The sequence below is a fragment of the Hymenobacter aranciens genome, from assembly GCF_030580865.1.
GTDB lineage: Bacteria > Bacteroidota > Bacteroidia > Cytophagales > Hymenobacteraceae > Hymenobacter > Hymenobacter aranciens.
Map to the genome: position 1 here is coordinate 35,100 of NZ_JAUQSY010000021.1, position 25,985 is coordinate 61,084.

General features: G+C 65.5%; 19 protein-coding genes and 1 tRNA gene. 6 read left to right on the forward strand and 14 right to left on the reverse strand.

All coding sequences use genetic code 11. From position 1 onward, the window contains the following. Window positions 1–21: 21 nt before the first annotated feature. The 9 genes from Q5H93_RS22475 to Q5H93_RS22515 all read right to left on the reverse strand — a co-directional run bounded on the left by Q5H93_RS22475 (window position 22) and on the right by Q5H93_RS22515 (window position 8,173). Window positions 22–465 (reverse strand): response regulator, encoded by a 444-nt coding sequence (locus Q5H93_RS22475; protein ID WP_305008964.1) that lies wholly within the window; start codon window positions 463–465, stop codon window positions 22–24. Between the two features lie 241 nt (window positions 466–706). Further along, window positions 707–3,013: an ATP-binding protein gene (locus Q5H93_RS22480; protein WP_305008965.1), complete on the reverse strand. Its 2,307-nt coding sequence runs from the start codon at window positions 3,011–3,013 to the stop codon at window positions 707–709. Further along, window positions 2,995–3,549, reverse strand: a complete 555-nt coding sequence (locus Q5H93_RS22485; RefSeq protein ID WP_305008966.1) for a biliverdin-producing heme oxygenase — start codon at window positions 3,547–3,549, stop codon at window positions 2,995–2,997. Before Q5H93_RS22485 ends, Q5H93_RS22480 begins: the two co-directional genes overlap by 19 nt. A 193-nt stretch (window positions 3,550–3,742) precedes the next feature. After that, window positions 3,743–4,264, reverse strand: a complete 522-nt coding sequence (locus tag Q5H93_RS22490; protein WP_305008967.1) for a DUF6985 domain-containing protein — start codon at window positions 4,262–4,264, stop codon at window positions 3,743–3,745. A 55-nt stretch (window positions 4,265–4,319) separates the two neighbouring features. Beyond that, on the reverse strand, window positions 4,320–5,873 hold the full coding sequence (locus Q5H93_RS22495; RefSeq protein WP_305008968.1) for a polyamine aminopropyltransferase: 1,554 nt from the start codon (window positions 5,871–5,873) through the stop codon (window positions 4,320–4,322). Next, window positions 5,866–6,081, reverse strand: coding sequence for a DUF350 domain-containing protein (locus Q5H93_RS22500; RefSeq protein WP_305008969.1), 216 nt, complete (start codon window positions 6,079–6,081; stop codon window positions 5,866–5,868). The genes Q5H93_RS22495 and Q5H93_RS22500 overlap by 8 nt, the downstream gene beginning before the upstream one ends. A gap of 102 nt (window positions 6,082–6,183) precedes the next feature. Next, entirely contained in the window at window positions 6,184–6,390 is a 207-nt protein-coding gene (locus Q5H93_RS22505; protein ID WP_305008970.1) for a hypothetical protein, read from the reverse strand. 146 nt (window positions 6,391–6,536) lie between these two features. Beyond that, window positions 6,537–7,820, reverse strand: a complete 1,284-nt coding sequence (locus tag Q5H93_RS22510; protein WP_305008971.1) for a DUF4178 domain-containing protein — start codon at window positions 7,818–7,820, stop codon at window positions 6,537–6,539. Further along, window positions 7,817–8,173: an S-adenosylmethionine decarboxylase family protein gene (locus tag Q5H93_RS22515; protein ID WP_305008972.1), complete on the reverse strand. Its 357-nt coding sequence runs from the start codon at window positions 8,171–8,173 to the stop codon at window positions 7,817–7,819. Before Q5H93_RS22515 ends, Q5H93_RS22510 begins: the two co-directional genes overlap by 4 nt. Before the next feature lie 75 nt (window positions 8,174–8,248). Here Q5H93_RS22515 and Q5H93_RS22520 point away from each other — a divergent pair, with 75 nt between their 5' ends. The 4 genes from Q5H93_RS22520 (at window position 8,249) to Q5H93_RS22535 (ending at window position 10,458) form a co-directional block, all read left to right on the forward strand. Next, window positions 8,249–9,160, forward strand: coding sequence for a DUF6929 family protein (locus Q5H93_RS22520; RefSeq protein ID WP_305008973.1), 912 nt, complete (start codon window positions 8,249–8,251; stop codon window positions 9,158–9,160). A 157-nt stretch (window positions 9,161–9,317) separates the two neighbouring features. Then, entirely contained in the window at window positions 9,318–9,737 is a 420-nt protein-coding gene (locus Q5H93_RS22525; RefSeq protein WP_305008974.1) for a hypothetical protein, read from the forward strand. 92 nt (window positions 9,738–9,829) lie between these two features. Beyond that, the gene (locus Q5H93_RS22530) at window positions 9,830–10,363 is read left to right on the forward strand and encodes an iron-sulfur cluster co-chaperone HscB C-terminal domain-containing protein (RefSeq protein ID WP_305008975.1); all 534 of its coding nucleotides are present in this window, start codon (window positions 9,830–9,832) and stop codon (window positions 10,361–10,363) included. A 13-nt stretch (window positions 10,364–10,376) separates the two neighbouring features. Then, a tRNA-Leu gene (locus Q5H93_RS22535) sits at window positions 10,377–10,458 on the forward strand. A gap of 107 nt (window positions 10,459–10,565) precedes the next feature. Here the strand turns inward: Q5H93_RS22535 and Q5H93_RS22540 are convergent. Beyond that, window positions 10,566–10,934 (reverse strand): ASCH domain-containing protein, encoded by a 369-nt coding sequence (locus tag Q5H93_RS22540; protein WP_305008976.1) that lies wholly within the window; start codon window positions 10,932–10,934, stop codon window positions 10,566–10,568. Window positions 10,935–11,019: 85 nt separating this feature from the next. Here Q5H93_RS22540 and Q5H93_RS22545 point away from each other — a divergent pair, with 85 nt between their 5' ends. Further along, window positions 11,020–11,736 (forward strand): phage tail-like protein, encoded by a 717-nt coding sequence (locus Q5H93_RS22545; protein WP_305008977.1) that lies wholly within the window; start codon window positions 11,020–11,022, stop codon window positions 11,734–11,736. A 31-nt stretch (window positions 11,737–11,767) separates the two neighbouring features. On the opposite strand, the gene Q5H93_RS22550 is transcribed toward Q5H93_RS22545, so the two are convergent. Together Q5H93_RS22550 and Q5H93_RS22555 are read right to left on the reverse strand one after the other, a co-directional pair. After that, the gene (locus tag Q5H93_RS22550; protein WP_305008978.1) at window positions 11,768–15,118 is read right to left on the reverse strand and encodes a DEAD/DEAH box helicase; all 3,351 of its coding nucleotides are present in this window, start codon (window positions 15,116–15,118) and stop codon (window positions 11,768–11,770) included. Between the two features lie 45 nt (window positions 15,119–15,163). Then, complete coding sequence (locus Q5H93_RS22555) at window positions 15,164–15,655, reverse strand: hypothetical protein (RefSeq protein WP_305008979.1); 492 nt, start codon at window positions 15,653–15,655, stop codon at window positions 15,164–15,166. A gap of 177 nt (window positions 15,656–15,832) precedes the next feature. Between Q5H93_RS22555 and Q5H93_RS22560 the strand changes: the two genes are divergently transcribed. Continuing rightward, window positions 15,833–16,948, forward strand: coding sequence for an AI-2E family transporter (locus Q5H93_RS22560; protein WP_305008980.1), 1,116 nt, complete (start codon window positions 15,833–15,835; stop codon window positions 16,946–16,948). 58 nt (window positions 16,949–17,006) lie between these two features. On the opposite strand, the gene Q5H93_RS22565 is transcribed toward Q5H93_RS22560, so the two are convergent. Both Q5H93_RS22565 and Q5H93_RS22570 read right to left on the reverse strand, forming a co-directional pair. Continuing rightward, entirely contained in the window at window positions 17,007–17,429 is a 423-nt protein-coding gene (locus tag Q5H93_RS22565) for a secondary thiamine-phosphate synthase enzyme YjbQ (protein ID WP_305008981.1), read from the reverse strand. Window positions 17,430–17,502: 73 nt separating this feature from the next. Further along, window positions 17,503–25,863, reverse strand: coding sequence for an FG-GAP-like repeat-containing protein (locus Q5H93_RS22570; RefSeq protein WP_305008982.1), 8,361 nt, complete (start codon window positions 25,861–25,863; stop codon window positions 17,503–17,505). Window positions 25,864–25,985 lie beyond the last annotated feature (122 nt).

Here is a 25,985-nt window from a genome sequence, read left to right on the forward strand (position 1 = left end):
CAGCAAACGGTACTTTTAAGGCTAGGCCGCGGCGGGCAAATGCGATTCTTCGAGCCAGTAGCGGGTGATGAGGCGGATGCGCTCCTCCAATACGGTGTACTCAATGGGCTTGGTCATGTAGCTGTTGGCCCCCAGGCGGTAGCAGTCCTCAATGTCGCGGTTGCTGGCCGAGGTGCTAAAGATAATAACCGGGATGGTGCGCAGCCGCTCGTCGCTTTTGAGCGCATCGAGCACGGCGCGGCCGTCGGTGCCGGGCATGTTGAGGTCGAGCAGGATGAGGGCGGGCAGGTGCAGCGGGAAATCGGGGTTTTTGCCGTAGCCTTGCAGGTAGGTCAGGGCGTCGTCGCCGTCGGCGCAGCGCAGGACGGGGTTGGGGAGGGCGATTTTGCGGAAGGCGCGGCTGAGGGCCGTGAAATCCTCGTCGTTGTCTTCCACCGCGAGAATGGGGAGGAGGGGGTTAATCACTGGGATAGGGAGTTTTAAGAAGGAGGGATAGTCAGGGGTACTGAGCAGAAAAGAGGTGTTTATCAGAACGTCATCCTGAGCCGACCAAAGGGAGGCGAAAGGACCTCGTCCGCGCCGCGTGCAGCAGTAATTTAATTACTACCACAGCGAAGCGGGTGAGGTCCTTTGGCTAACGCCGACCTTTGGTTCGGCGCTTCGCGCCTCAGGATGACGTTCTTTTTTTGCGCTTCATAACGCTTCATTACTTGGAAATCGAGAAATAGAACGTCGAGCCCTGGCCTTGTACGGAATCGACCCACAATTCGCCGCCGTGTTTCTCAATCATTTTGCGGGCGATGGCCAGGCCGGCGCCCGTGCCGCCACCGTACTTGTCGGGACCGTGGAGGCGCTTAAAGATACGGAAAACCGTGTCATAATGCTTCTCGCTGATGCCGATGCCGTTGTCCTGCACGAAGAAGACGTGGTAGAGGGCGGGGTCGCCGCTGCCCTTGGGGCCGCGCACGGCGGGTGGGGCCACGCCGATGGTGACCAGCTTCTCGGGGCGGTCATTGTAGCGCATGGCGTTGGTAATGAGGTTGACGAAGACCTCGCGCAGGCGCACGGCATCGGCCTGGATGGTGGGCAGGGGGCCGTCGAGGCGCACAGTGGCGTGGTTGTGCTCGAGGCGCTGCTGCAGGGTGTCGAGAACGTCGGCGAGGAGGTCGTGGAGGTTGACGGTGCTGGGCTCGAGGTCGAGGCGGCCGACGCGGGAGAGCTGCAGCAGGCTTTCGATGAGGGTTTCCATGCGCTGGCTGAGGCGCACCAGGGTCTGGAGCTTGCTCTGGCCGTCGGCGTCGAGCTGCTCGCCGTAGTCTTCGAGCAGGAAGGTGGCGTAGTTGTGAATGCCGCGCAGGGGCTCCTTGAGGTCGTGCGAGGCCACGTAGGCGAAGGAGTCAAGCTCGTCGTTGCTGCGGGCCAGCTCGTCGTTGAGGGCGGTGAGGCGGGTGGCGCGGGCCTGCAGCTCGTTGAACATGCGCAGGCGCACGTCGGCAATGTGCAGGCGGAGCTGCTGGGCGGCCTCGATTTCGAGGGGCTGCCAGGGGGTAGCGGTGCTGTCGACGGTTTGTTTCCAGGCCTCGAACGACTGGCGGGGCGAGAGGATGGTCTGGCCGTTGGTATGGGTTTCGAGCTTCGCATCCTGGCCGGCCCAGGTGACGGTGCGTACCTGCTCGGGGCGGAACCAGAGGAGGTAGTCGCCGGGCTCTTTGGAGAGGGCCACGGCGAGCACGCCGCTGGCGGTGGCCCGGAGGCTAAGGCCGAGTGGGTTGAGGGCGACGTAGGAGTTGGTGTGGAACACGTTATCCTGCATGTGCGTGCGCAGCCAGGCGGTTATTTGCTTGATTTGCAGGGGCAGCGGGGTGGCGCCGAGGGTGATGATTTCGCCCTCGAAGCAGATGGCGGCGCCGCCGCAGTCGAGCAGGTCGCGCACGGTGGGCCGGTACTGGTGGAGGCCGGCGAGGAAGTTGGGGTGCTGGCTGACCTGCTCGAATAACTTCGCCTGTACTTGCTGGATGTGCTGCTGGTAGGCGGCGTTGTCGAGCTGCTCCTTGGTGGGAAGCAGGGCCGAGAAGGTCTGGCCGATGAAGAGGCAAAGCTCGCGCAGTTCGAAGCTGACGAGGCGGGGCGAGTAGTGGTGGCAGATAATCATGCCCCAGAGTCTATCGTCCTTAATCACGGAGATGGACATGCTGGCCCCCACGCCCATGTTCTTGAGGTACTCGATGTGGATAGGCGACACGGAGCGCAGCACCGAGTGGGTCATGTCGGGCGGGCGGGTGCCGGGGGGACGGCGGCTGACGAGCGTGGCGGGCTGGTAATTGACGTCGGGGATGAAGCGCAGCCAGTTTTTGAGGTACATCACCCGGGCCTGGCGCGGGATGTCGGTGGCGGGGTAATGCAGGCCGAGGAAGGGTTCGAGGTCGCCGCGCCGGGCTTCGGCAATGACTTCGCCGTTGTCGTGCTCGTCGAAGCGGTACATCATCACGCGGTCGAAGCCGGTGATGGCGCGCACCTGGGCCACGGCGCGCTGGCTGAACTCGAGCACGCTGGTGGCGGCCAGCATCTGGCCCAGGGTGACGTTGAGGGAGGGCAGGTCGAGGGAGCTGGGGCCGGGCGACGACACGGGCTCGAACTCGGCCCAGAGCAGGCCGTCGTAATTATGGAGGATGAGCTTGTAGAGGGGCTGGCCTTCTACCGCATCGAGGCGGGTGCCGAGGAGCTTGGGCTGGTGGCTGAGGGTGGGCCACACGGCGTCGAGCTCGGCCAGGCGGGCGGGGCCGAGGAGCTGGGCGAGGTCGCCGCCGAGCAGGCTGGCGGCGGGGCGGCCGGTGGCGGCGAGGGTGTTTTCGGAAGCCAGCACGACCTGGCGGGTCGTCTCCTCGAGGCAGAGCAGGAAGCCGTAGGGCTGCACAAGGCCGGGGATGTGGATGGGCTCGCGGTCGCAGTTGTTGAGCGTGATGGGCTGGCCCAGGAGGCTTTCGTCGGTGTAGTTCAGGGCTGGTTGAGCCATGCGTCGAGGTGCTGGAAGGTGAGGCGGGCCGATTCTACGATTGCCGGGGCTTTGTCGTTGGTGGCGGCGTCGCTCAGGAGCTGGCAGAAGCTTTTCCAGAGGGGGCCGGTGGCTTCGCCATTGCCCCGAAAGTACGCCTGCAGCGGCACTTCGGCCTTGGCGAGCTGCCGGGCGATGACCTGACCGCCGAGGGTGGAGCCTTCCATGACGTAGAGGGCGCCGAGGAGTTGGGCTTCGGTGGCGAGCGGGGGCAGGGCGCCGCAGAGGGGCAGGTCGGCTACGGCGGCGCCGAGGTCCTGCGCGATAAGGTGGGCGCGCTGGCGGCGCCCGATTTCCCAGGCGGCGGGGAAATGATGCTGCCGCAGCTGGGCTTCGTAGGGCAGCAGGAAGCCGTACATGCGCCCCAGGAAGTGGGCGGTGGCCGCCGTGGAGATGGTGCCGGCCTGGATGGCCTGGTTGAAGGACTGGGCTTCGAGGGCGTCGTGGGCGGCGCGGGTGCCGAGGCGCAGCTGCTGGAGGATGGGGGAGGGCGTCATTGGAAATACAAAGAAAGGAAGACGCGGGCCCACTACCCCAAAACCCGGGTTTCAGACACCTGCGGGAAACCGGAGGCCACCAAAACCCAGGTTTCAGACACCTGCACTTTCCCGCAGGTCACCAAAACCCGGGTTTCAGACACCTGCACTTTCCCGGAGTGGCAAATCATCAGATAATACTATATAATGGGCGCTAATCCTCAAATTGCCCCAGATACGTGCCGTCTTCGCCGAAGTAGTCCAGCAGCTCCCCGTTCTTAAGAATCAGCTCGCAGCCGTGCTCGGTTTCCCACTCCGGGTAGAAAAGGATTCTGACGAAGCGGTTTTTCAGGGACTCATTTTCCTCGATGGTGACGTGGCTGAGGGCGGCTTTGGCAAAAGCGCTGGCTTCATCTTTCACCCCGAACGTGCGCAGGTTGGCGGCGGCCTCCGTTTCGCCGGCCCGCACCTTGACGCCACCGTAGGAAGTGCTTTCGCAGCACTGCAGGCAATGCTGGTAGAGTAGCCGCTGCATCAGGGGTTTGTACTGCGTGGGCAAAGCCAGGAAATCGTTGACGGCCTGCGTGAACTTCGCCGAAACGATTTCGTGCGTGTTTTCCAGATTGTAGTCAGAGGTGAGCAAATCCAGGCGGACCTCTTTGCCGAAGAATTCGGAGTAGGCCAGGAGCTTGGCGTTGGTCCAGATGCTGTTAATCAGAATTTCGTCTCTGGTCATGGTCGGCTGATTTGAGGTTTTGGGTCGGACGGGAAGTGGCTGCAGACGGGCTTCCTTAGTGCACATACGGCCCCCAATCCTCCTCGAAGTACCGGACCAGCACCTGGTTGTTGAGCTGGTTGACTTCGGTGGGCACCTCGGCCATGTCGGGGGGGAAGCGGAGCATGTCGTGGATGACGCGGGGGGTGATGAAGCGCAGGCCGGGGGGCAGGGGGCCGGCGTCGCCGCGCCAGTGGGTGTCGGGGCCGGCCAGCACGTAGCCCCACTCGCCGAAGGAGGGGACGTAGGCGTGGTAGGGGATGACGTGGAGGCCCACGGCCTGCAGGGTGTGGGCCACGCACCAGAACGACTGCCGGGCCAGATAGGGCGAGGTGCTTTGCACCACCAGCCGGCCGCCAGGGGCCAAGCGCTTTTTGAGCTCGGTGTAGAAGGCGGCCGAGTAGAGCTTGCCGATGGAGTAGTTGCCGGGGTCGGGAAAATCGACGATGATGGCGTCGTAGCGGGTGGTATCGCGGCGCACCCAGAGGTAGGCGTCGTCGTTGACGACCTGGACTTTGGGATTGGCAAAGGCGTTTTTATTCAGGCCGCGCAGCAGCTCATTCTGGCGGAAGAGCTGGGTCATGCCGGGGTCGAGGTCCACCAGGCGAATGGTTTGCAGATGGGGGTATTTGAGCAGCTCGCGCACGGCCAGGCCGTCGCCGCCGCCCAGCACCAGCACGCGGCGGGCCCGGGGCAGGGCCTGCATCAGCGGGTGCACGAGGGCCTCGTGGTAGCGGTATTCGTCGGCCGAGCTGAACTGGAGGTTGCCGTTGAGGAAGAGGCGCAGGTCGTGGTTGCCGCGGGTGAGGACGATGCGCTGGTAGGGGGTGCTTTTGGAGTAGATAACCTGGTCCTGGAAGGCCAAGGTTTCGGTGTAGGTGAGCAGCTTATCGGCGAAGACGAACAGAGTGCCCAGCCCCGCCAGCGCCACCCCGATGCCGGTGGCGAGGCCGCGCCGGTAGGGGCGGGTTTCGGGGAAGCGGGCCAGCACCACGGCGGCCACCACCAGGTTGAGCGCCCCGAAGAGCAGCGAGGTGCGGATGAGGCCCAGCTGCGGCACCAGCACCAGCGGGAAGATGAGCGAAGCCAGCAGCGCCCCGATGTAGTCGAAGGTGAACACGCGGGCCACCAAATCCTTGAAGGGGTAGCGGTGCTCCAGAATACGCATCAGCAGGGGAATTTCGAGCCCCACCAGCACGCCCGTGAGGCCCACCAGCGCGTACAGCAGCAGCCGGAACGAAGTGACGTGCTCGAACAGCACGAACAGCAGCGGGGCCATGCCGCCACCCACGATGCCCACCAGGATTTCGAGCCGGATAAACCAGCGCAGCAGCGGCCCGCCCAGAAACTTCGACAGCCACGAGCCGATGCCCATGGCAAACAGATAGGCCCCGATGATGGTGGAAAACTGCGTGACGGAGTCGCCGAGCAGGTAGGAGGCCAGGGTGCCGGCAATGAGCTCGTAAATCAGCCCGCAGGTGGCGATGACGCACACGGCGGCCAGCAGCAGGCCGGGCAGGCGGCCGCTGGTATCGGTAGCTTGCGGCGCTTCCGCGTCGGAATCAACCATGCAGAGCGGCGCTGATGATGATGGCCACCGCCAGCATGAAGGCCGCGCCGAGGATGGCCAGAGCGGTGTTGTGCTCCTCGATAATCTCCTTCCAGAGTGTCTTCGGCGTCAGCTTTTCGATGATGACGAAGCTGATGACGAGAATGAAGATGCCCAGCAGCGAATAGACGATGGAGGCAACCAGGGCTTTGGTGTTGAGGTATTCCATAGGTAGCGAGAGTTGGTTTCTGGCGCTTGGTTTCTGGTTTGGTATTGGGTGTTTGGTTTTAGGTATTGGGGCAGAAGTCCCATTAAACCAGGAACCAGCAACTCACTTGTGGTAATAGCCGCTGCTGTGGTAGCTGTGGCCGTGGTAGCCGCGAGCGTGGCTGTTGCCGGCGGGGCCGTTGAGTTCTTCGGTGCTTTCGTTGTCGTCGCCGAGGATGCGGGTGTTGGTGTAGGTGGCCCAGGCGAACCAGGCCAGCGGCAGCAAAAGCAGCAGGGCGGAGAGGCGGAGGGAAAGGAGGGTTTTGAGCATGGTTGGTTCTGGCGTTCACCCCACCCCCCGGCCCCCTCCCCTCCGGGAGAGGGGGAGCCGGTTCTGCGCGGGTAATTATTAAGCTATTCAATCGAAAATTCGTCAGTCTCCCCCTCTCCCGGAGGGGAGGGGGCCGGGGGGTGGGGTTACGGCGCAAAATCACTATCCTCCCACCTGTTAGTCTCGAAGCGGGTGCGGCGGAACCACTGCACCGCTGGAAACAGCAGCAACAGCAGCGCGGTAACCCAGAAGTTAGACCAGAGCGTGGGGTTTTCGGTGACGGTTACCTGCAGGGACAGGGGCGGGGCGTTGGAGCCGGTGGTGCCGCCCGAGATGGGGTAGAGGTTGAGGTGGTAGCGGCCGGCGGGCACGCGCTCCAGCACCGCGTCGCCGCTGATGTCGCCCTCGTTCCAGTTTTCGCCGCCTTCGTAGCCGTGGTAGTATTCAATGGTTTTGGTGAATTCAAAGCCCCGGCCGGTGGTTTCATTCACCAGGCTCACGGGCAGCTCCAGCCACTGGTTGTCGAGGTTGGTGCGGAGGTCGATTTGGAGGGCGGCCTCTTCTTTCAGCTCGAAGGAGCGGCCGACGAGCACCCGGCCGGTGCCGTTGGCGGTGCTGGAATCGATGGGCGCGCTGAAATCCTGAATGACAAGGTCGCGGCTGGGTTTTACGAGGCCTTTGCCTAGTTGGAAGAGCAGTAGCAGGGCCAGCGTGGCCAGGGTGAGGGCGCGCAGGACGGGCCAGTTGGCCACCGGGTTGGGCTGAATGGCGCCCACGCCCTCGCGGTAGGGCAGGGAGGCGGAGAGGTCGAATGCTTTTTTTACCTCCTTGGGTTCGAGGTGTTCGCCGCGGTACCACTGGCCCTGCTCGTGCACTACCAGCTGGGGCGGGGCGATGTATTCGCTGATGTCGACGGTCTGGTCTTTCTGGATGTTCCAGTCGAACTCGCCGGCCGCCCACAGCACGCGGGTGCGGTAGCGGTTGAAGAGCCGAAAAACCTCGTCGCCAATCTGTAGTACCTGGCCGCTGCCGTGGCGGTAGCGCTCCTTGATGGGCCACACCAGCATCCAGTGGCCCTCGAACACGGCCAGCTGCTGGTACTCTTTTTTATCGGGGAAGAAAAGTTGAAACTCCACCCAGTTTACCGGGTATTTCTGCTCCGTGCGCTGGATGATGCCCACCACCCGGCACTCGCGCCCGCGCAGCGTGCCCTGGGTGCCCACGGGCAGCAAGCGGGCATCGGCGGGCACGGGGCCGTCGTATTTGCTAAAGACTTTGGGGCGCTTTTCGCCCTCGTACTCAAAGTAGGTGTGGCAGTGCGGGCAGATGTAGAACGAGCTGCCCTGCACGTCGAAGTAGCGCACCGGCATCTGGCACTCGGGGCAGTCGAGCTGGGCCGATTCGAGGCTGGAATCCAGATAGCGGTTCATCGGCGGACTTCGGTTTTATCCTGCTCGGTGCCGCCGAAAAAGGCCAGCGTGGCCGCGTAGATGCCGCGCACGGTGGCGGCGTTGTCGCGCCGGAAGTTGGACAGGAACACGTCGAACGTGGCCAGCCCGTGCTCGGGCCAGGTGTGGATGCTGAGGTGCGACTCCGTGAGGGCCAGCACGGCGGTGAAGCCGCCTTCGTCAGGGAAGGGGTGGTAGGCTTCGCCTACTTTTTCGAGCTGATAATCGGTGATTTGCTGGTCGAAAAAGGCCCGGCAGGCGGCCACGTCGCGCAGGGCGGCGGGCGGGGCCGCGAAGGTGGCAAGAATATGCAGGCCGGGCGTGTAGGGAGGCATAGGGGAGAGGCTTCGGGTGCCAAGATAGTAAGTTTGTCCAAGGTCGGCGTAGCCAAGCCCCGCCCCTACATCCTTATGCAAGCCCTCATCCGCTCCGAAACCGCCCTGCCCAATCTGCCCTCCGCCTCCGGCATCGAAGTGGTGGACGATACGGCCTACATCATTGGCGACGATGCGCCCTACCTCTACCAGCTCGATGCCAACCGCCTCACCGCCACCGGGCGCATCCAGCTGCTGCCGCCCGCCGAAGTCATAAACGGCCGCCTGCCCAAGCCCACCAAGCCCGACCTGGAGTGCCTGGCGCACCTGGTGTGGCCGGGGCAAGGGCCGGGCCTGCTGCTGCTGGGCTCGGGCAGCCTGCCCACCCGCGAGCGGGGCTGGTGGGTGCCGCTGGCCGCCCCCGCCGCCGGCCAGCCCGAACCGTTGAATCTGAGCGCGCTTTACACCCTGCTGCGGCCGCACCTGCCGCCCGGCACGGTGCTCAACCTGGAGGCCGCCACGGTGGCGCCCACCGGCAGCGGGCCGGTGCTACTGCTGTTTCAGCGGGGCATCGGGGCGGGGGCCGCGGCGCAGGTGTTTCAGCTGCCGATGGAGCCCACGCTGGCCTACCTGCGCGGAGCGCAGCAGCCGGTGCCGCCGGTGCGGGTGCGGGCGTTTGGGCTGCCGAATATTGGCGGGAAGCTGGCGGGTTTTTCGGGGGCGTCGGCGTTTGGCAGCCGGGTGTTTGTGTCAGCCTCCGTGGAAGATACGCTCGACCCCGTGCTGGACGGCGCGGTGCTGGGCTCCTTTGTGGGGATAGTGGATGTGGCGGCGGGCCGGGTTGATTTTGCCCCGCTGACCTGGGCCGACGGGCGGCCCTTCGCCGGCAAGGTGGAAGGCGTGGCCGTGCGCCGCAAGCTGGGCGAAAAGCACTGGGAAGCCCTGCTCGTAACCGACGACGATGCTGGCGGCAGCACGGCCCTGGTGGTGGAGCTAAGACAAGGTTGAGGCGCTGCGGCTTATACGGAAAATTATTGGTAAATGCCTGACTTGTAGCTTGCGAAAAGCCGCAATCTATAATTGGCCTCGTTCTTGCTAAGCGGCGGCTTAACTTTGTCAGGCCCGGGCTTTAGGCCCGGGCGTGCTTACCGCTTACCCCCACTTTGTGAACTCTCTTCCCCGTGCCTCCGAAACCGCTTATTTTCATAATACTGCGGGGAAGCTCTTCTACCATCCTGCCGGCTACCTACGCATGGCCTGGAGCGCCGAGCGGGTGCCAGTGGAGGTGCTGCAAGCCTACTACGAGCAGGCCCTGAAGCTGATGCTTGCCATGGGCGCCCACAAAGTGCTGTCGGACCACGGCCAGCGCGCCCCACTGGTAGCCGCCGCCCAAACCTGGCTGACCCAGAACTGGATTCCCAAGGCCATTGCGCAGGCTGGGTTCAGCCACTGCGCCATCGTGGATGGCGTGGACCCGCTGCACCGGCTCTCGACGCAATCGGTGGTGTCGGCGGCGCCGGCGGCGGTGGTATTCAAGCGCTGCAATACGGTGGACGAGGCCGATGCGTGGCTACGCGGGGTGTAGGAGGTGGGCGGCCGTGCAGGTTTCTGAACATTCAACACCCGACCCCCCGTATTAGCACGGCAAGCTACAGCTTACCTCACACTCTACACTCCGTGAACTACTTCGCCTTCTATAGCCTCCCCGAAACCTTTCGCCTCGACGAGGCCGCTCTCAAGCGCCTCTACTACGCCAAAAGCCGCGAAACCCACCCCGATTTCCACGCTACCTCCACGCCTGAAAACCAGGCCGAGATGCTGCGCCAGGCCACCCTCAATACCGATGCCTACCGCACCCTGGCCGACGCCGACCTGCGCATGGCCTACCTCCTGCGCCAGCACGGTCTGCTCGAAGAAGGCAAGCAGGAACAGCTGCCCCCCGATTTCCTGATGGACGTGATGGACCTCAACGAGCAGCTCATGGAGCTGGAGTTTGAGCCCAACCCGGAAGTTCAAGCGCAGGTGGCCGCCGAAGTCACCGCCCTGGCCGAGACGCTCGACGCTGGCATTGAGCCGGTGCTGGCCGGCTACGAGGGCCTGCCCACCGACCACCGCCCGGCCGCGCTGGAGCAAATCCGCACCTACTACCTAAAAAAGCGCTATCTGTTGCGTATCCGGCAGCAGCTGGCTACCTTTGCAGCCCGTTCCTGAATTACCGATTCTTGCCCGGATGGCGGAATCGGTAGACGCGGTGGTCTCAAACACCACTGCCGCAAGGCTTGCCGGTTCGACTCCGGCTCCGGGTACTTTCGAGTACAAATCGGTAATTCAGAACGTAAGCCCCGTCAGTTTAGCTGGCGGGGCTTTTTTGTGGCCGGCCCGATAGCCGCTGCGTCATGCCCCAGCCTGCTGGTTAGTAGCGTGCAGTGGTCCAGTGCACCAGTTGGCCCACGAAGGGCAGTTCGTAATTATCCATAAAAAACTGCCGCAGCTGCGCGGGCGACTCGAAGCCGTCGCGGCGGGCCAGCTCGGCCAGCTCCGCGTCCGGCAGCGGGCGGCCATCTACTTCGCAAACGCTCGGGCCCGGCCCGGCCGTGATGCGGATGGCCTGCACGGCCGTGACCACGCCATCGGGCCGAAAGCTACGCAGCTCGCCCTGAAACTCGTTGGTACAGAAGCAAATGGCCTGGCCGACGCTCCAGCGCTGGCCGGTGCGAATGGTATGGATTTTCGTGCCGTTTACAATCAGCGGCACAAATTCAGGGCTGAATCCTAAAGTCATGGGTTGGGAAGGGAATGGAATGCAGTAGTGTTAAATAATATGAATAAACTACATTTGTAATGCTCTAATCTATTTTTTCTTCCTCATGAAAACAATGCTCCCCCTCTTGCTGCTCCTTAGCGCTTCTCTTGCCACCCGGGCCCAATCAGTAGGCATCGGTACGGCGGCTCCCGCCGCCTCGGCCGCCCTCGAAGTAAGCAGCACCAGCAAAGGCCTCCTGCTGCCCCGTCTCACCGATGCCCAGATGCGGGCCATTGCCTCCCCGCAGTTCGGGCTGCTGGTCTACAATACCACCGATTACCGGTTCTACGGCTACAAGGCCATTGGCATAGCCGCCCAAAATGCTGCCAACGCCACTACGCCCGGCATCGGCGACCCAGGCTCCGGCACCGGCCAGAGCTTTACTTCTACCCTAACGACCAACCTGGGCACCATCACCGTGTACCTGGGCCGGAGCATTGGCGGCACCGGCACCATGTCCCTGACCATGTTTAGCGGGGCCGGCATCGGGGGCACCAACCTGGGCACCAACCTGGGCACCATCTCGCGCTCCGTCACCATGACCAGTAGTCCCTCGGCCATTACGTTCGATTTCAACGCCCTGAATATTCCCCTCACCAGCGGGCAGGTCTACACCTTCTCGCTCACCAGTGCCTCCTTCCCGGGCACCCTCTCGGTGGCCATCACCAACTACGACAGCTACGGGGGCGGGCAGTACTACTTTGGCAATAGCGGTTTCTCATTCTACGACTCCCAGTTTCAGGTAACTGCCGCCAGCGGCGAATGGGCACCCCTCAACTAAGCGGCGTAGCCGGTTGCCGGTGGCAGCCTCCTCACTCCAGCAGCGCCAGCAACTCTGCTCGCGTCAGCGCTTTCAGCGCTGCCGCATCCGGGCGCACGAGGCGCTGGGCCAGGTCCTGCTTGCGCGCCTGCAGCGTCAGGATTTTCTCCTCCACCGTATCGGGGCACACCAGGCGCACCGCCACCACCGGCTTATCCTGCCCCAGGCGGTGACTGCGGTCGATGGCCTGGGCCTCGGCCGCCGGGTTCCACCACGGGTCCACGAGGTACACGTAGTCGGCAGCCGTCAGGTTGAGCCCCGTGCCGCCTGCTTTCAGGCTGATAAGAAACACCCGCACCGCCGGGTTCTCCTGAAAATTGGCCACGGCCGCCGCCCGGTTTCTCGTCTGGCCCGTCAGGTATTCGTGCGCAATGCCCCGCGCCCGCAGCGCCGCCCGAATAAGGTCGAGCATGGCCACAAACTGCGAGAAAACGAGAATTTTGTGCTCCGGTGCGTGCGCGTCGATTTCACTCAGCAGCACGTCCAGCTTCCCCGATACCGGCCCGTAGTCCTCCTCCGTGGCCAGCAAAGCCGGCGCGTCGCAAATCTGCCGTAGGCGCGTCAGGCCCTGCAGCACGTGCAGCCGCTGGGCGGGCAGGTCGTCGGGCGGGTGGCCCATCAGCTGTTCGCGGTAGAGCTTCTTGTGGTAGTCGTAGATGCGGCGCTGCTCGGGCGGCATGGGGCAGTGGCGCAGCAGCTCGGTGCGGGCCGGTAGCTCGGGGGCCACTTGCTGCTTGGTGCGGCGCAGCACGAAGGGCGCAATGCGGCGGCGCAGCGCCCGGGCGTGGCTGTCCGACTGAAACTTGTCAATCGGCTCCGCAAACTGCTCGCGGAAGTGCCGGGCGCTGCCCAGCAGCCCCGGGCAGGCAAAGGCCAGCTGCCCATACAGGTCATACGTGTTGTTCTCCAGTGGCGTGCCCGTGAGCACCAGCCGGCCCTGCGCCTGCAGCAGCCGCGCCGCCCGGTGCCGCTGCGAATCAGGGTTTTTGATGGCTTGCGCCTCGTCCAGCACCGCGTAGTGGAAGCCGAATCTTCGCAGCCAGGCAATGTCGCTCAGCAGCGTGCCGTAGGTAGTCAGCACCACGTCATAATCGGCAAACGCCGCTGCCGAGCGGGCCCGCCCAGGGCCGTGCAGCGTGAGCAAACGCAGCCCCGGGGCAAACTTCGCTGCCTCATCCTGCCAGTTGAATACCAGCGACGTGGGTACTACCACCAGGCTGACGCGGCCCGGCTTTTCGGCCTGCTGCCCCAGCAAAAACGCCAGCACTGTAATGGTTTTGCCCAGGCCCATGTCGTCGGCCAGGCAACCGCCAAAACCGAATTTGGCCAGGAAGTGCAGCCAGTTCAGCCCGTGCTGCTGGTAGGGGCGCAGCGTGCCCCGCAGCCCCGTCGGCGGCGCCACCGGCCCGATGCCCGCAAACCCCGCCACCTGCTCCTGCAATTGCGCCAGCTGCTGCCGCGCGGCGGGCGTGAAATCCGCACTTTCATACAGCTCTGCCACTGCCGCAAAGCTGATGCGCGGCGTGCGCAAATGCTCCCCGGCCAGCTCGCCGGCTGCGAAGTAGCGGGCAAATTTTGCCAGCCACGCTTCGGGCAAAATTCCCTGCGTGCCATCATCCAGCCGCACGTAGCGGCTGCGCTTGCGCACCGCCTGGTGCAGCCGCGCCAGCGGCACCAGCTGCCGCCCGATACGTACGTGCAGCTCGGTATCAAACCAGTTGGCCTCGCTGCTCACGCGAATCGTCATCCGCGCCTTGTGCGGGCTCCGCTTGTTCAGATTCAGCTCATCGAAGCCCAGCACCGTAATGCCGCGCTCCTGCCACCCCTCAAAGGCATCCAGAAACCAATCATCCTCCAGAAACTGCCGCCGCGAGAGGTACAGCGCCGGCCGGTCCTGCGCCAGCTGCTCGGCAAACGCCGGCTGCTGCTGCAGCAGCAGCGCCGCAAACGCTGCCTCGGCTGCCACATCCCGCAGCACCCGGAAAGGCTTGCCAGTAACGTTATCAACGGCATAGATAAGCTGGCGCGACAGGATGGGCACCTCCACCGCCCCATATTTCAGCACCGGCAGCAGGTCGATGGCGTCGCCGGTGGCCGAGAGGTAAAGCAGGTGCTCCGGCCCCTTGGCAAAGCCGTGGGCGGCAAGCTGCGCTGGGGTGCCGGGCGGCAGCTCCAGGTAGCTCACGGGCACCTGCGCCGCCAGCGGGCCCAGCACCTCCCGCTGAAAGTCAGCAAACTTCACCTGCGGCAGCAGCAGCTCGTTGCGGCAGCTCTTGAAGAACGTAATGAGGCGCAGCAGCTCTGGCCGGTCCACCAGGTACCAGGCCTCGGGCAAAGCCAGAAACGCCCCAAGCTTGAGGGGCAGCGTGCGCAGGTCGCGGGGCTGGCCGTTGAGCGTGAGGCTGGCCGAGATGGCTTGCAGCGGACCCTGCGGGCGCACCGTCAGCTGCAAGGTCACCTGTCCCATCCGCAGCACCAGCGGCTGCAGCGCCGGGGCGGCCATACGGTCCGTCACCGTGCCTTCGCTGGTGAAGATGGGCAGGTTCAGCGGGTTTTGCACGAGGGCGCGCAGGCTTTCCCAGTCGGCCTGGGGGCTGCGCTCGCCCTGCTGCTGCAGCCGCGCCAGGGCGGCGTAGAAGCGCAGGTCGGCCAGCTGCTCGCTGCCCAGGCCAGCGTCGAGCGGCGGCACGGGCAGCAGCGGATTCTTCGGCTTGCCGCCGGCCGTGAAGGCGGTTTCGAAGAGGTAAGCCGCTGGGTGTTCGTAGTATTTGTGGCGGCCCAGCACCACCAGGCGGCGGCCGGCCACCGCCGGCCCGGCGGGCCGGGCCGGCAGCAGCGCAGCCACCAGTTGGGCCTGCGCGGCGGGCGTGAGCGGGTACAGCCCTGCAGACTTGGGGCTGACCTCAAGCCGCCGGTTCTGGTAGCCCAGGCTGAAATACTGGTCGAGGTCGGCCTCCGTTTCCAGGCCATATTGCCGGGCGGTGGGCAGGAAAAAATCCCGCCGCAAGGCTTTATCGAAAAACAGGCGCAGCTCGCGGCGCTGCCACACCGCCCGCAGCACGGCCGCCTGATGCTCGCAGAGCCCGGTTTTGGGCATTTCACAGGGGCAGCTTAGCGTAAGTCCTTTGCGTTGCTGACTCAGCGTAACGGCTGGAAAGGCAGCATCCCCGGCTCGTACGAAAAGGCCGAAATCAACGCTTAATTCCTCGTAATCAACGCCTGACTCAGTGGCGCCCGGAAGCTGCGCCGCGCTGTGGGCGGCCAGCAGCGCCTCGCTCAGGTCGGCCAGCAGCAGGCCGCGGAGCTGGTAGTCAGTCGAAGAAAAAGCAGGAGTAGCGGGCATAGCGGCAAACCAGCTGCAATGTTACGACGCTAGCCGGCAGCCCGCTTAGTGCATGCAGCCGCGCCACACGGCCGTACGCTTGGCGTAAGCCGTCGGATAGGCCTTGCGCACGCGGTCCAGCGTCTGACGCAGATTGGCCGAATTGGGCTCGGCCAGCGCCGCCACCACGATGTAGTAGCCTTTGGCAAAGCCCTGGTAACCATCCGAAAACTCAACCGAGAGGTAGTCGCTGTCTTCGGCCATGCCCTGACCGCGCGGCAGATAGCAGGGAAAATCGTAGCCGTTGCCCTCACAGTCGCCTTTAGGCTGGCTCAGGCCCAGCTGCTTATTGGGCTGGTTGCCGTTTAGTTTCAGCGGACGCTTCAGCCGGGCGGAGGCCTGCTTAGCGCCGGCCAGCGCGGCCTTGTAATCGCGGGTACTTTGCAGAATGACGATATTCTTCGGCACGTTAACGTTGAAGTCGGCCTGAGCCTGGGCCAGGGCTGGCGCACTCAACAGCAGCAGCCAGCAAAACAAACTTCCAAATAAAAGGCGCATAAGCAGTTATTTAGTGATAGAAGGGGCGGAACAGCAGCCCGAAGAAGGCTACTGTACAGGTACGATGCCCGGTCGCGCCGGTTCCGAGCGCTAGGCCGCCGGGCTGGTTCAGCCGGTGGCTTTCAGCTCCCACCCAATCCCAGCCGTATAGGGCGCGGCTCCTTTGCCGTTCCCTACATGACGCCTGATTCTCAACCCCGCGAGCTACAGTTCCCGCTCTACGTCAAAGCCCCGCTGATTTTGTTGGGGCTGGCGCTGCTGGTGCTCACGCTGCACCTGGCCAGCAGCATTATTTTCCCGCTGCTGTTTGCCGCCATTTTCGCCATCATGCTGCACCCCGTGGAACAGTGGCTGCTGCGCCGACGGGTGCCGCCGCTGCTGGCCATTTCGCTTACCGTGGTGCTGGGCGTGGCGGTGGTAATGGGCTTGCTGTATTTTATTTACGTCGAGGCCGTCGAGCTGTCCGACCAAGCCCCGATGTTCAAGAAAAAGCTAGCGGCTACTACCGCCCAGCTGCACGCCTGGCTGCAGCAGCGCTTCGGCTTCTCGGACCAGAAGCTGCAGGGCTGGATGAGCGAGGCCAGCGCCAAAGCCACCGTGCTGCTGGGCGGCTCGCTCACCGTGGCTTCCGGCGTGCTGCTCGAAGCGGTGCTGCTGCCAGTGTATATTTTCCTGCTTTTCCTGTACCAGAAGCGGCTGGTTAGCTTTCTAACCCAGGTGTTTTCGGGCCAGCAGCGCGACCGCAACGTGGCCGAAGTGCTGAGTGAAAGCAAGGCCGCCATCCAGAGCTACATGGTGGGTTTGCTCATCGAAGGCAGCATCGTGGCGGCGCTCAACGTGGGGGCGCTGTTTGCGCTGGGCGTGCCCTACGCGCTGCTGCTGGGCGTGCTGGGCGCGCTGTTCAATTTCATCCCCTACATCGGCGGGGTCATTGCCATTGCCATGCCGGTGCTCATGGCCTTCGTGGCCAAGGATGGCTACACCACGCCGCTGCTTGTAGTAGCGGTGTACGTGGTTATTCAGTTCATCGACAACCACTACCTCATCCCGCGCATCGTGGCGTCGAAAATCAAAATCAACGCCCTGGTGGCCATCGTTGCCGTGCTCGTGGGCAATGCCATTGGGGGCGTGGCGGGCATGTTTCTGGCCCTGCCCATCGTGGCCATTCTTAAAATTGTCTTCGACCGCATCGACTCGCTCAGGCCCTGGGGCATGGTGCTCGGCGACGAGGAAACGCCCCGCGGCCGTAAGGTGAACCCCGTCAAGCCCGAAGTGAAAGCCTCTAAGCAATGAGCAATGAGGCTACGCCCGTCTGTCGGCGCGGTTACGCAAATTTCTCATTATTAATTGTTTATTCGCCCATCAGCGTGAGCACCAGGCGACGGGCGCCGCCGTGGTCGCGGTGCTCGCCCAGGTAGATGCCCTGCCAGGTGCCCAGCGCCAGCCGCCCGCCCGCCACCGGAATGGTCACGCTGTGCCCCAGCAGCGCCGCCTTGAGGTGGGCCGGCATGTCGTCGGGCCCTTCCTGGGTGTGGCGGAAATAGGGCGCATTCTCGGGCACCAGCCGGTTGAAAAACTGCTCGAAGTCGTGCCGCACCGTAGGGTCGGCATTCTCATTGATGCTGAGGCTGGCCGAAGTGTGCTGAATGAACACGTGCAGCGTGCCCGCGCGCAGCTGCCGCAGTTCGGGCAGCTCGGCCAGCACCAGCTCGGTGATGAGGTGGAAGCCCCGGCGCAGGGCCGGCAGCCGGAATTGTTTCTGAATACAAACCATGATACCCACTACGTAAAATCGGCGGATGCCCGTCAACAACGCGCCTCCGCCGATTTCTTCAGCTCATTGCCAATTACTCTACCACCAGCCGCTGGCTAAGCTGCCGGCCCGCCGCCGTGCGTAGCTGCACCACGTAGGTGCCCGGCGCCAGGCCCGTGAGCGGCAACACGGCCCGGCCCCGCGCCGCCGCAGGCACTGCCTGAGTGCGCAGCAGCTGCCCCAGCGTATTGTACACCTGCGCCGTGGCTGCCTCGGCCCCCATGCTGGCTTCGAGCTGCACAGTGCCGTGGCTGCCGGCCGGGTTTGGATAAAGCCGCAGGATGGTGCGGGGCGCGGCCGGGCCCCGGGTGCTCAGGCCGGTGCCGCCATTGAGATGCAGCATCAGGTTGGTGCCAGTGCCACTTACCACGTCAAGGTCGCCGTCGCGGTCGAGGTCGGCGAGGGTGAACGAGGTGCCGGGGTTGCCCAGAAAGACTCCCCCGGGAGGCGGGCTGAATGGCGGGCCCAGGCTGCCGGGATGCAGCCGCATAGCCACCGAGCCAGCGGCCGGAATGAACGCGGCCACATCCAGGTCGCCGTCGTGGTCGAGGTCGGCCACCTGCAGCTGGTTGGCGCCATTATCAACCGGAATGCTGCGGGCCAGCACGAAGCGCTGCACACCGTCGTTGCGGTAAATCAGCACTTCGCTCGCCAGAGTGGTGCGGTCGCGGTTCAGCACCACCAAGTCGAGGTCGCCGTCGGCATCCATGTCGGCCAGGCGCACGTCCTGCGCCGAGGACGAGCCCGCTAGCACCAGCCGGTACTCGTCAGGCGACATTGCCGGGGTGTTGCGGTAGTTATACCACACTCCTACGTAGTTACTGGCGGCACTGGTATATACGAAGTCAAGTGAGCCATCCTGGTCGAGGTCGCCGACTGCCAGGCCATACGCACTATCCTGCGCGTGATAAAGCATGAAGCCCGGCGCCTGGAAGCCGCCCAGGCCATTGCCGGCGTATATGTCGACCGACGAGTGGGCGCTGGCCACCAGGTCGAGGCTGCCGTCGGCGTTCATGTCGGCCAGGCGCAGGGCGTAGGGGGCATTAGGGCCGCCAAAGCTGCTGCCCGGCGCAAACGTGCCGCTGCCATTGTTCAGCAGCACCTGCAGCTGGCCGCTGCCGGCCCCCGTCACCACGTCGAGGTCGCCGTCGTTGTCCACATCGCCCACCGTTAGCACCGTGGCACTGCCGGCCGCCACGGCATAGGCCGGCCAAAAGGCCGCTTGCCCGGCGTTGGTATTGAGGCGCACTTCCAGGGTGACGGTTGCCGCCGGGGTGCCTGCCAGGCTGAGCACATCGAGGGCGCCGTCGCCGTTCACGTCGGCCACGGCGGTAGCCTGCTGGGCGGCTGTTCCCGGCAACACCGATGGTACGCTCGTGGGCGGGCTGAAATTACCCGTGCCGTTACCGGCCGTAGCGGCCGTGAACTGGTACACTTCGGCGCGTACCGGGCCGGCGCCGGGCCCGGCCAGGGTGGCGGGCACCGTCACGCTCACCTGCTCGCCGGGGGCAAATGGCACGCCGGGCACGAAGCGCAGCCCGGCCGTGCCACCGCCGGTGTAGCTGCCGCTACGCCGGCCCTGGCGCAGGTTGCTGCTCACGGTCCAGCCATCGGCGGTGGCGGCCGCAATAGGCTGTGAGAACGTTAAATCGAGCGCCGCGCCGAAACCGGCCGCAACGGTATTGCGGGCGGGCACTTGGGCCGTGAGCTGCACCGGGGCCTGGGCCGGACCGTTGCGCCACAGCTGTACGCTGGTGGCAAACCCGGCCAGCATGTCCAGGTCGCCATCGTTATCGAAGTCCGCCATTGTCAAATCGTTATGGCTGGCACCCAGCGCAAACCGGACCGGCGTAAATACGCCGCTCCCCCGGTTGAGCAGTAGCGTGGCCAGGGCGCTGCCGGTGAGCGTGTAGGCATCGGTGAGCAGCAGGTCGAGGTCGCCGTCGGCATCCACGTCGCCCAGCACTGGTTTGGTTCCGGTAAGGGTGCTGTTCAGCGGGGGAGTGAGCACCGTGGCAAACTGGCCGGCACCGTTATTCGCCAGCACCGGCAGCTTCAGGCCGAACGTAACGCCGAGCAAATCAAGGTCGCCGTCGCCGTCCAGGTCGGCCAGCGCTACGTCTCTCAAGCCAGTGCCTCCGAAACTAACCTGCTGGGTGCCGCCAAATTGCCCGGTTCCGTCGTTGAGGCGTACGCTGGCAGATTGAACCATTGACGAGCTACTGGCTACCACCAGGTCGAGGTCACCGTCGCTGTCGATATCGCCCAGCGCCAGGCTTTCGGGATAGGCCAGTACGCTCGCATCGGCACCCGCCCGGAAGCCCCCCCGGCCGTCGCCGAGGCGCGTCAGCACCAGGCCCGGCACCTGGCTGAGCTGGCTCACCACAAAATCGAGGTTGCCATCGGCGTTGATGTCGCCCACGGCCAGCTTCACGGCATTGGGGCCCAGGGCCACCGACGTTGGTGCTCCAAACCGGCCCAGGCCGTCGTTGAGCAATACATTGACGGCGCTGTTGGAGGTGCCGGCCCCGGTGGTGAGCAGCGCCAGCACGTCGAGGTCGCCGTCGTTATCCACGTCGGCCGTAGCTAGTTGGCGGCAAGTGGTGTTGCTCAAGGGTAGCAGCAGGCTGGTGCTGATGCTCAAGCGGCCCGCGCCGTCGTTCAGGGTCAGGCGGGCCTGGGCGGGCGAGCCCGCCGCCGCATTCTGCTCGCGGGTGAGCAGGTCCGCGAATCCGTCGCCGTTGAAGTCGCCGGGCAGGGCTTGTTGCGTCGCGGGCCGGTTCAGGGTCTGGGTGTGGGCAAACTGGCCGCGGCCCGCCCCGCTCGTGGCCGTGCGAAACTGAAACACCTGCCCCGTCAGCACGGGGTCGCCGGCGAGGCTGCGCAGGCCGGGCGCCACGCTCACGCTCACTTCCTCGCCCGGCGCGAAGGCCGTGGTGGGGGTAAAGCTGAGCGTGTTGCCCGTGGCGCTGCCCGTGCCCAGGCGCCGCCCGCGCTGCTGCGCAAATACACGCAGCGCGCCCACGCTGGCCGCCTCCATCGGCAGCGGGAACGTGAGCTGCAGGCTGCTGCCCACCGGCACGGCCAGCGCATTGCGGGCGGGGCTGACGCTGAGCAGCGTCGGGTTGGGCAGCACCGTGAAATTGGTGCTGCTGGTGGCCGTGCCGCTGGGCGTGGTGAGGCTCAGGCGGCCCGAAGTGGCCCCGGCCGGCACCGGCACCGTCAGCTCGGTGCCCGACACCACCACGAAGCCCGGCGCCATCAGCCCGTTGAAACGGACGGCCGTGGTGCCCCCGAAGTACGTGCCCGTGAGCGTTACCAAGCGCTGCACCGCGCCGCTGCCGGGTGTGAAGCTGGCAATGCTGGGCGCGGGCACAACGAACGGCGTACTGCTGCTGCCCGAGCCCGAGGGCGAGGTGAGCACAATGAGGCCGGTGGCCGTGCCGGCGGCCGTGGTAATGGTAAGCTGCGTGCCCGACACCACCGTAAATGCCACCGGCACACCGCCAATGGTAACGCTGGTAGTCGCCCCCAGTCCGCTGCCGGTGAGGGTGATGACCGTGCCCGCCGGGCCGTTGGTGGGGGTAAAGCTGGTGATGGCCGGCGGCAGCGGGTGGTTGAAATAAACAAACAAGCCTTTCTTGTTCAGGCTGTCGCCCGCCATGACCACGTCCAGGTCGCCATCGAGGTCCAAGTCAGCTACATTCATCATCGCCACGCTGACATTGGCATTCAGCGTAAGAGGTGGAGTGCTGAAGGTGCCGCTGCCATTGTTGCGCAGCACCTGCACGCTCACCGGGCGGCTGTGGCGGGTCGTCAGCAGGTCGAGGTCGCCGTCGGCATCCATGTCGGCCAGGTATAGCCGGAGTGCTCCGCTGGTGCCGGCCAGCGCCTGCGTGGCCGTGAAATTGCCCGCGCCGTCGCCCTGAAATACCTGCATCGAAGTCTGGGAGCTGCTGGCCGAGCCGCAGCTTATCAGGTCGAGGTGGCCGTCGCCGTTCACATCGCCCATTTCCAGGGCGCAGCCCCGTTCGCCCTGCGCCATTGGCAGGGGCAGCAGCGGGGCTGCCACAAAATTGCCACCGCCCGTGCCAAAGCAGTTCTGGAGCAGCATGGTCCCGACGGTCGCAATGTCCAGGCGGCCATCGCTGTCGAGGTCGCCCAGCCGCAGGGCGATGGCTCCCGGCGCGGCCGTAGCGCCGGGACGGCGCCGCACCCCCCCAGCCCCGGTATTGAGCAGCACCAGCACGCTGTCGGCCGTGGGGGTAATGGCCGTCAGGTCCATCGTCCCGTCGCCGTCGAGGTCGCCCACGGCCAGGGTATTCACGATGCCCGTGGACACGAACAGCGGTTGCACGGGGCCAAAATTGCCGTTGCCGGTGCCCGCCCGCCACGCCAGCTGGTCAACTTCGCGGTTGTTGCTGTCAAACGAATGAAAGATGCTCATCACCAGGTCGAGGTGTGCGTCGCCGTCGAAATCAACGGCCTGCATGGCGCGCGGGTAATCGTTCGACAGCACATTAGCATTGCCGCCGAAGCGCCCCTGGCCGTTGTTGAGCAGCACCCGCGTCTGCCGGTTCAGCACGTCGTGCGACACCAAATCGGGGGCGCCATCTTCGTTGAAGTCGCCCGTCACATCCTGCAGCATCTCGGTGACGGCCCCGCTGGAATAGCTGCTCCACAGCAGTGTGCCCCGGCCGGTGCCACTCGTGGCAGCCGTGAAGGTATATACCTGGTCGGCAGCATTAGTCCCAGGGCCGCCGGGCATCGTCACCTGCACCCGCTCGCCGGCCGCAAAGTCCACCGCCGGGTCGAAATCGCGCCGGGCCGTGCCCGCGCCGCTGCCGCTGCCCGGGCGCCGGCCCTGGCGCTGGCTGCCATGCACTACCAGGTCGCCGGCGGCGCTGGCGGGCAGGCTTTGGGCAAACGTGAGGCCGATGCTGCTGTTTGGGGGTACGCTCACGGCGTTGCGGGCCGGGGTGTAGCCGTTGGGCTGCACCGGGGTGGTCAGGGTGAAGGGGTCGGGGCTGGTGGCCGTGCCGCCGGGCGTGGTCACCACCACGGGGCCGGTGACGGCCCCGGCCGGCACCACTGCCGTGCACTGCGTGGCCGACAGCACCGTCACGCCGGCGGCTGCCACGCCCCCAAACGTGATGCGGCGGGCACTCCGCAGGTTGGTGCCGCTCAGCACCACGCGGGTGCCCACCGGCCCCTGGGCCGGAGTCAGCGCCGTGATGCCCGGCGCGCCCGTGCCCTGGTTGCGCCGCAGCACCAGCGTTGCCTGCGCATCATTGGTAAACACCACGTCGAGGTCGCCGTCGCCATCGAAGTCGCCCAGCTCCGGGAGGCTGACGAGCTGTCCGGCCAGCCCGATAGTAGTGGTGGTGGGAAGCTGCAGGCGGCCCTGGCCGTCACCCAGCAGCACGTCCAGCTTGGGCGTCAGGGTCGAAAAAGAGCTTACGCCGCTCAAGGTCAGCACGTCGAGCCGGCCATCGGCGTTGAGGTCCTGCAGGCGCAGGGCCTGCTGCCCCGCCCCAATGCCGTAGAGAATGCTACGCAGCCCCATCTGGCCGGTGGGCAGACCCGGCCAGATGGCCACCATTCCTCCCTGCTGACTTAAGCTGTAACTCACCAGCGCCACCGCATCAGGCAGGCCGTCGCCATTCATATCTCCCACCTGCAGGCCGTTCGCCGTCAGGCCATTGCCAAGCAGCTGGCCCGTGGGCGCCGCCAGGATACCCCAGCCATTGTTGAGGGCCGTGAGCAGCTGGCTGTCAGTCAGCGTCAGCAGGTCGAGGTCGCCGTCGTTGTCGAGGTCGGCCAGCCGGGCGTAGGAGGTGTTGCCCACCGTGACGGCCGTCCCGGCCAACGCGAATGCGCCGGTTCCGTTGTTGAGGGCCACCCGCACCGTAAGTCCCTGCATGTACAGCAGGTCGAGGTCGCCGTCGCGGTCGAGGTCGCCCACCTGCGGCAGGCGGTATTCGCCCAGCCCACTCAGCTGCGGGCCCGCCACAAAGCGGCCACTGCCGTTGTTGAGCCAGGTGTCGAGGCGGGCCAGGTTTTGCCCGGTCAGGCTCAGGGCTACCAGCAGGTCGGTGTCGCCGTCGGCATCCACGTCGGCCAGGCTCACGCCGAGCAGGGTGCCCGGCACGGCCGGCAGCGCCGCCGGGCTTACCGTAAATGTGCCACTGCCGTCGTTAAACAACAATACTACCGGTGTAGCTCCGCTCTGCTGGCCCAGCAAATCCAGGTCGCCGTCGCTGTCGAAGTCGGCCGCCTGCCAATGAACGGCCAGCTGCGTCAGCGCCGTCGTCGTCATGCCCGTGGCATCGAACAGCCCCTCGCCGGTGCCGCCCGTGGCCGCCCGAAACTCCACCACCCGCGGCTGCACCACGCCGCCCGCCGTGCCCGTGAGCGTGGCGGGCAGGCTCATGCTCACGCGTTCGCCGGGCCCGAAGGCCGGGCTGGGGGGGAGGCTGAGCGCGGCCGTGCCGCCGCCGTTCACCGCCCCGGTCTGCGCCCCCCGCTGAGCGCCGAATACCCGCAGCGCCCCCGCCGACAACGCCGAAACGGGCGCACTAAACGTAGCGCCGACGGCCGCCCCGGGGGCCACGCTCACTGCATTGCTGGCTGGGCTGGTGCTCACAATGGTTACTGGCGGCACGGCCCCGGCAGTTACCACGAAGGGCTGCGCACTTTGCGCCGTGCCGCCGGCCGTGGTCACCTCAATAAGCCCGGTGCTGGCCCCGGCCGGCACAGTGGCGGTGAGCTGCTGCCCGGCCCCGACGATGAAAATGGCTGTCGTGCCGTTGAAGCGCACGGCCGCGGTACTGGCCAGGGCCGTCCCCGAAATGCTGACCGTGCTGCCCACTGGCCCGGCCCCCGGCGAAAAGCTGGTAATGACGGGCATCGGCACGGGCGGGGCCAGGCCATCGCGGCCCAGCACCACGCGCTTGGTATTGCCCTCGGCCGTTAGCACGTCGAGGTCGCCGTCGCTGTCCACGTCGCCCAGCGTCACGCCCAGCGTGGTAGCCGCCCCCATAAACGTAGCCTGCAGCTGCACCGGGGCATACTGGGCCGTGAAACTGCCACTGCCATTGTTGAGGAAGGTGATAAGCTGGCCGCCGACGCCCTGCGCCACCACCAGGTCGAGGTCGCCATCGGCATCTACGTCGCCGGTGCTCAGGCCGGTAGGCGAGCTGCCGGGCGGCAGGGCCAGCGTGGCGGTAGTGGCGAAAGTGCCGGCGCCGTTGTTGAGGCGCAGGCTCACCGAGCCGTTGATGGCGCTGGCGCTGCTGCCGGCGTTGGTCGTCACCAGGTCGAGGTCACCATCCTGGTCGAGGTCGGCCAGCTGCAGGTCGGTGGGGCTGGTGCCCACCCCGATAGTAGCCCCGGCGCTGAAGGCCCCCGCGCCGTTGTTTATCTTGCTAAGCACGGAGCCGCTACCCTGGCTGCTAATCAGCATATCCAGGTCGTCGTCGTGGTCGAGGTCGCCCAGCTGCACGGCCGAGGGCTGGGTGCCCGCTGCCAGTGTCACGGCATTGCTGAAGTAGCCCGAGCCATTATTCAGGCCAATGGTCACGGAGTTGCCGGTGGCACTGGCGCTCACGAGGTCAATGTCGCCATCCCCGTCCACGTCGCCGGCGGTCACGCTCACCGGGGGGCCACCCACGAGGAGCAACTGCGGGGGTAGCCCGCTCACGCCGAAGCTGCCGGTGCCATCGTTCAGGCCGATGGACACGGTGGGGTTGCTGGCATCGCCGCCCAGCAGGTCGAGCAGGCCGTCGCCGTTGAGGTCAGCCAGGGCAGCGCCGCTGGGGGTGTTGCCCACCAGGTTGTTGCGGTAAGCGGTGAAGTGGCCGGTCCCGTCGTTCAGAAACGAGAACATGCCGTAGAGGCCGATGCTGGTGAGTAGGTCGAGGTCACCGTCATTGTCGATGTCGCCCAGCAGCTGGTCGCGCGAGTTGGTCCAGGCTACTTCGGTGGTATCGAGGAAGAACCCCCGGCCTGCACCGCCGGTAGCGGCCGTAAACTGGTACACTTGTTTGCTGGTCCCGGTGCCAGCCGCATTGGCCAGCGTGCCGGGCACGGTCACACTCACCCGCTCGCCCGGCGCAAAGCTCTGGCTGGGGGTAAAGCTGAGCGTGGCGGTGCCCCCCCCGCCGATGGTGCCGGGCCGCTTGCCACGGAGCTGGTTGCCATCAACCCGCAAATTGGCCGCCGAGGCGGCCGTGATGGGCTGCGAAAACGTTAAACTCACCGGCCCGCTGCGCGGGGCGGCAACGGCATTGCGGGCCGGCTGGCGCGTGAGCAGCACCGGCGCCTGGGCCCGGGCCACCGTATTTGCCAGCACTGCCAGCATCACCTGAGTAGCGAGAGTAACTATTTTTACCATAGCCAAATGAGCAAAAGATATATGCGACCAACAAAGCTACGTATTTACCCGTCTCGCCACGCGCTGCCGGCGCTGGCAATGCGGCCTGAAATGTCAGCCGCACGCTGCCGGCCAGTCCACTC